Here is a 5,240-nt window from a genome sequence, read left to right on the forward strand (position 1 = left end):
GCGGGGAGAAGATCTGGCCGTACGCGGGGAAACCCGTGGCCATAAATTGCGCGGTATTTGGCCGCACACGGGGAGCTTACGGAGACCGCCGTCAATCAGGCGACGCGTCGACGAGCGGGAGTACATCGCCACCTACCCGGAGTTCGTCACCATGCTCGGCATGGTGGCCGACCCTGCTTGGCGAGCACGGCGGGCGCCTCGCCGATGGGTGAACCTCAGCCAGCACCGGCGCACAATCGACGCTGCCTACACAGAAGCCGAGCACCGGCTCAACGTCCCATCTCTCCGCAAGAATCGCCACACCCACACCTTCTCCAACGACGCCCTCTTCCGCTGGACCGACTCATTGGGGAGATCACTAATGCTGGTGATGTCGCCGGAGGACCACAACGCCCTACGAGATGATTCCCAGTGGAACTGAGAAGCCCCAGGCCAGAGCCCCTCGGCCAGACAGAACTGCTGGGACAGCCCCACCTCACGCCCGAACAGGCTCACCGCTGTTCAGATCCACTGGGCCCTCCATGCTCCGAAGGGTCCCGGCCGAAATGACAAGGCGCAGATCAGGGGCACCTCATCGACTCAGATCTTCTGGGAATGGACAATAACTGTCACTTCGCAGGGATTCCTGTCACCAGTAGTCCGTAGTCGCCGAGCGGCTGCGACTTTTCGAGATAGGTGACACCTGATCTTGGTGGTTGACACCACCCTGAGAAACGCCGAAGCCCTACCGGATTTCTGCTGTGCCCGCTCCTGCGGTCCGCACAGCGCTAGCGTTGGGTCTCATGATCGTATGGCTCAACAGCACCCACGGCGCAGGCAAGACGACGACCAGTGCACTCGTGCAGCAGCTGATCCCGGATTCACGGGTGTTCGACGCCGAGAAGGTAGGCGAGACACTCATGGACATCACGCCTGGGCTGCCCGAGACGGACAACTTCCAGCACTGGCCGCCGTGGCGGCCGCTGGTCGTCGAAACCGCCCGACGCGTACTCGACTACACGGGTGGCACTCTGGTGATGCCCATGACTGTCCTGGTCGAGCAGTACTGGCGCGAGATCAGCTCGGGCCTTGCCCAGCATGACATTCCAGTACGGCACTTCGTCCTCCATGCCGACCAGGAGACCCTCCGCGGGCGGATCGCGGGCGACACCGTTCTTGGCCCCAACTCTCCGTTTCGTCTCCAATACCTTGAGCCCTATGCCGAGGCGGCCCGGACATGGCTGCACGGCGAGGCCGAGGTCGTTGACACCACGTACCTCACGCCCGCGCAGGCCGCCCTGCAAATCGCAGAGGCCGTCAAGAGTTGAGGTCCGCCCGCCACCCGAAAACAGGCGCAGGTGGCGACAAAGAACGACCTTCCGGGGTCAAGCAGCGCGAACAGGCTCAACCAGGGCCCAGCTCAGCCCGGCACCGCAGTGTCATCTACGCCTAAAAGTCGCAGCGGTGCAGGTCGCCACTCGCGGTCGCGTGCTGTCGCGTACTGGTGGATTCCCTCGATCGTGATGGGAGTCCTGTGGGTGAGGAGAAATCTCAGCGGCGGGGAGTTCCTCGGAAAGTTGCGCATCCTGTCGCCCGTGGTCTTCATGGGCCCTTGAACTTCCTGTAGGTGCGCATGGACCGGGGCGAGCGCCATCAAGGCGCCGCTGTCGGTCCCCTTCAAGATCTGGTGGGCGATGACGGTCGCCGCGACGTAAGCCCTGGCGTCGACAGATGGGCTGGCCAGCGCGTGGAAGCGGTGGAACTTGCCCGCTCCCCCTTTCAGGCGGTCTCTGCGCTCTTCCCTCTCCAGGGCATCTTGCTCAAGGATTTCGACGTGTTCGGCGCTGAGGGCGAGGTTCCGGGCTGCCGGCCAGGTCAGGGTGATCAGGCCAGCGACGGTGTGCAGGTCGATGAAGTACTGATTGGTGTCGACCATCCACCCGACGCTGCCCACTTCTCGGGGGCCGTCGGGGCAAAGGAATCCGATCAGGTCCTGCTGCAGTGCGAGTGCTGTCTTCAGGAAGTCCTCGCTGCAGGCGGGCGCTGGGGCTTGGTCGTGGCGAGCGCCGCAGACGGGGGCGTTGAGGCGCTCCGGTCGCCCTTCGGTGACGACACGGCATTGGTTGGGGTGAAGATCCTCGTTCTTGATCCTGGGGATGAGTGCGAAGCCCTGAACCTCCATGCCGAGGTGACCGCATTTGGCGCAGTTGTGGCGGAGAAGGCAGCGGTGGGCGGGGCAGGCGAAGACCGGAGGGAGCCGCCAGATGCGTTTCCAGCTGCCTCCGTGAGCGCGCTCGATGCCGGAGTCGCCGGCCAGGCATCTTGGGCAGAACCGTGACCAGCGCCGGAACACGTCATGGTTGCCGTGGAGGATCCGCCCCCGAGGCCGGCGTATCAGCGTTGCATCGAGCGGTCCGTAGCGGGCGCCGAACGGGGCGAGGAAGAGGTTGGCGACCTCATCCTCACCGAGTCGGGTGGTGCGTGCGAACTCAGCTGATTGCTCCGGTGTTGGAAGGTACTGCTGGCTGATGGAGAGATGTTCGGTCAGCCCGGTCCGGTGGGTGCTCAGCCCGGTGTGACGGACGATCGTTCCGGGGCTGACGTTGTTGTGGTGGGCCAGGCGGAGAAGAAGCCCGACGAGGCTTTCATCCGGGAGCGGGGCGAGGCTGCGGGGCAGAGGCCGTAGCGGAGTCATGGGACACCGTCACTTTCCTGCGGCCTTGTTGTCGAAGACGGTGTTGCGGGGTTTCTGGCGGCGCTTCGGAGCGGGCTTGGCAGGGACGGCAGGGATCTCGCCGGCCTGCGGGTCGCGGTCGAGAAGGTTGCCGAGGTTGATGGTGATCTCGTCGAGGAGAGGGGTGGTCAGCTCCTCCTGGCCGGTCTCCATGGCGCGGGTGCAGCCGTCCTGGACGAGTCGCCGCAGGAGACCGACGATGCCCCCGGTGCGGCGGAAAAGGTATTCGGGCATGTCGCCGTCGGTGAGCATGCCGTCCCGGGCGCCGATGAGGCGGAGTTGTTCCTCGGTGCCGGCCAGGTGCTCGATCCAGGCGTTGATCTCCTGAGGAGTGTCGTAGGTGAACGGGTCGAGGTCGACCAGGTCGAAGCGGCGTTCGGTCTGGGTGGCGGCCTGGTCGCTGCGGCCACGACGGGCGCCGGGCAGAGTCCACTGGCCGGTGCGGGGGTCGGGCCGGCCTTCGCGCAGGAGGCCCGAGCCGGGGATGTCGACGCCGATGAGGATGACGGTGGCGTTGAAGGACATCAGGTCGCGGATGAGGTCGAGGGTGTCCTGGTCGTCCTCACGGTGCATCTTCAACCGGGTGATGTCGTCCAGGATCAGCACGGTGGTGTTGTGGTCGTGCAGGGAGGCACGGACGCCGCGGATCAGGCCGCGGAGGGTCTTGGCGTAGGGGGCGCCGTAGAAGTCGAGGATCGCTTCGCAGAGCCCTTTCGGGGTGGCCTTGACCGGGGTCTGGCAGTAGGCGACGGGGACGAACAGGTCCCGGGTCCCCTCGATCGCGTTGGGGTTGAGCTGCTGGTGGAGGTCGCGCCAGAAGTCTTCGAAGGCCGCTGCGGCCTCGCAGGCCGTCTCGGTCTTGCCCTGGTAGCCGCCCCCGCTGATCATCAGGCCGTCGCGGGTGCCGGGAGTGAAGTTCAGAGCGTTGTTCTGGATGCGGGATCTCATCAGCGTGGTGACCCGGCGGCTCATCGGGGTCTCCTGCAGCCCCAGGTTGACATGTGAGGCGGTGCGGTGCAGATCGTGCAGGGCTCGGCGGCGAGTCGGCAGGGCCCGGTATTGGTCCGGGCTCAGCCGGGGAGCCGGGATGAAGGCGCTGCGGGTCGTGCGCCAGCGCTGCCATCCCTCGAAGCTGAGCCGGTCCGGTGGCGGTCCGGCCCGCAGGAACGAGACGATGCCCGCCTCGCCATCACCGCTCGTGGCGCGGTCGTCCACGGCTCAGGCTCCCTCGTCCGGCGGGTCAGGCTGGGGGTGGTCGGTGTCGTCCTCGGGCAGCAGGAACAGGTTGCCGGAGCGGTAACTCGCTCCCAGCCGCGCGGGTTTGGTGGGACGTCTTGTCACCGCCTCTTCGCGGCGGTGCCGACGCTCGGCATCCAGGCCGGAGACGGCTTGCTCGACGCGCTGCGGCATGGGGGTCACCGGTGAGACAGGGGCCGGGGCAGCTGCCCGGTCCTCGGCGGCGGCCCGGGCCTGGGTCTCGTCCCGGGCGTGGTTGATGCGTTCGGAGCGGGTGGTGGCCGTCTTCCAGCTGCTGACCGGGACCCGGGCGGCGAGGATCTCCAGCAGCAGGGGCGGCAGTTCGGCATCCGTGCGGGGCCGCATGTCTGCCTCGCGTGCGGCGGCCAGTAGCTCGGAGACCCGTCGGTCACCGAACGCAGGGACCGTGCCGACCGGGGGCAGTCCGGTCCGCGGCGTCCACCAGCCGAGGCTGGGCCCCGCTCGGAAGCGGAGATCGCGTTCGTGGGCATCGACCCCGGGGCCGGGCGCTGGCTCAAGGAGGCCGGACCCGCCGGAGCGGTCCGTATCCGCTCCAAGATGGCCCGCGCGGTCGAGCTGGCCACCGTCCTGGGCAACGACAGAGTCGACCAGGCCCTGGGACTCGCGGCCACGGCCGGGCGCTTCGCCGACGACGACCTGCTCTCGATCCTGGGGCACATCGCGGACAGCAAGCCCGCCGACGAGGTCGTCCGCGCGGACGAAGCCCACTCAGTCCAGAACGGAACCATCGGCTGGCAGGCCCTGGGCATCCGACCCGACACGCCGCCCACCAGAACATCCTGACTCGGCATCACCAAAGAGAACGGCACCTCCATGAGCTTTCCCAACCCGCCCGCCATCCCCGAGGAACCCGACAAGCTCATGCGTCGCATGCGCCTGCCCTACATGCGCAAAGCGGCCCCCGACGTCCTGGCCACCGCCCGAGCCCAGCGCTGGGACCCCGCCGAGGTCCTCCGGCTGCTGATAGCCGAGGAAGTCACCGGCCGCGACGCGGCCACCCGCCGGCTCCGCCGCCACTCGGCGAACTTCCCCACCGGCAAGACCCTCGGCTCCTGACGGGCCGAGGACTCCACCATCCCCGAACCCACCCAGAACTCGCTGACCACCCTGGAATGGATCGGCCGCGCCGAGAACCTGGTGATCGCCGGCCCGTCCGTTATCGCCGGTTCGTTCGCGAGCTGAGCATGTTGTTGCAGTTCAGGACGGTTCTTCGATCGATGGGACGTGGTCAGCAGGGGCCGATGGTTCG

General features: G+C 67.2%; 7 protein-coding genes. 4 read left to right on the forward strand and 3 right to left on the reverse strand.

The genetic code is table 11. The features are described from left to right. A partial coding sequence (locus ACIP8W_RS31685) for a hypothetical protein (RefSeq protein ID WP_402205845.1) occupies positions 1-421 on the forward strand: 421 nt, incomplete at its 5' end. Between the two features lie 361 nt (positions 422-782). Continuing rightward, on the forward strand, positions 783-1,307 hold the full coding sequence (locus ACIP8W_RS31690; RefSeq protein ID WP_402205847.1) for an ATP-binding protein: 525 nt from the start codon (positions 783-785) through the stop codon (positions 1,305-1,307). A 92-nt stretch (positions 1,308-1,399) separates the two neighbouring features. Here the strand turns inward: ACIP8W_RS31690 and ACIP8W_RS31695 are convergent, their stop codons facing one another. Genes ACIP8W_RS31695 through ACIP8W_RS31705 form a run of 3 tightly spaced genes read right to left on the reverse strand, consistent with a single transcriptional unit; the run spans position 1,400 to position 4,315 of the window. Continuing rightward, positions 1,400-2,674 (reverse strand): TniQ family protein, encoded by a 1,275-nt coding sequence (locus tag ACIP8W_RS31695; protein WP_402205849.1) that lies wholly within the window; start codon positions 2,672-2,674, stop codon positions 1,400-1,402. A 9-nt stretch (positions 2,675-2,683) separates the two neighbouring features. Then, entirely contained in the window at positions 2,684-3,928 is a 1,245-nt protein-coding gene (locus ACIP8W_RS31700; protein ID WP_402205851.1) for an AAA family ATPase, read from the reverse strand. Between the two features lie 3 nt (positions 3,929-3,931). Continuing rightward, complete coding sequence (locus tag ACIP8W_RS31705) at positions 3,932-4,315, reverse strand: hypothetical protein (protein ID WP_402205853.1); 384 nt, start codon at positions 4,313-4,315, stop codon at positions 3,932-3,934. 138 nt (positions 4,316-4,453) lie between these two features. On the opposite strand from ACIP8W_RS31705, the gene ACIP8W_RS31710 reads away from it, so the two are divergent. Together ACIP8W_RS31710 and ACIP8W_RS31715 are read left to right on the forward strand one after the other, a co-directional pair. Further along, positions 4,454-4,774: a hypothetical protein gene (locus tag ACIP8W_RS31710; protein ID WP_402205855.1), complete on the forward strand. Its 321-nt coding sequence runs from the start codon at positions 4,454-4,456 to the stop codon at positions 4,772-4,774. A 30-nt stretch (positions 4,775-4,804) separates the two neighbouring features. After that, positions 4,805-5,047 carry a hypothetical protein gene (locus tag ACIP8W_RS31715; protein WP_402205857.1) on the forward strand — a complete coding sequence of 81 codons (243 nt, stop codon included), beginning with the start codon at positions 4,805-4,807 and terminating at the stop codon, positions 5,045-5,047. The last annotated feature ends 193 nt before the right edge of the window (positions 5,048-5,240 follow it).

This window comes from Streptomyces sp. NPDC088554 (assembly GCF_044752945.1).
Classification (GTDB): Bacteria; Actinomycetota; Actinomycetes; order Streptomycetales; family Streptomycetaceae; genus Streptomyces.

Coding starts and splice junctions, on each gene's coding strand:
- ACIP8W_RS31705 (WP_402205853.1), bottom strand. CDS start 4,315: ATGCGGCCCCGCACGGATGCCGAACTGCCGCCCCTGCTGCTGGAGATC.
- ACIP8W_RS31690 (WP_402205847.1), top strand. CDS start 783: ATGATCGTATGGCTCAACAGCACCCACGGCGCAGGCAAGACGACGACC.
- ACIP8W_RS31715 (WP_402205857.1), top strand. CDS start 4,805: ATGAGCTTTCCCAACCCGCCCGCCATCCCCGAGGAACCCGACAAGCTC.
- ACIP8W_RS31695 (WP_402205849.1), bottom strand. CDS start 2,674: ATGACTCCGCTACGGCCTCTGCCCCGCAGCCTCGCCCCGCTCCCGGAT.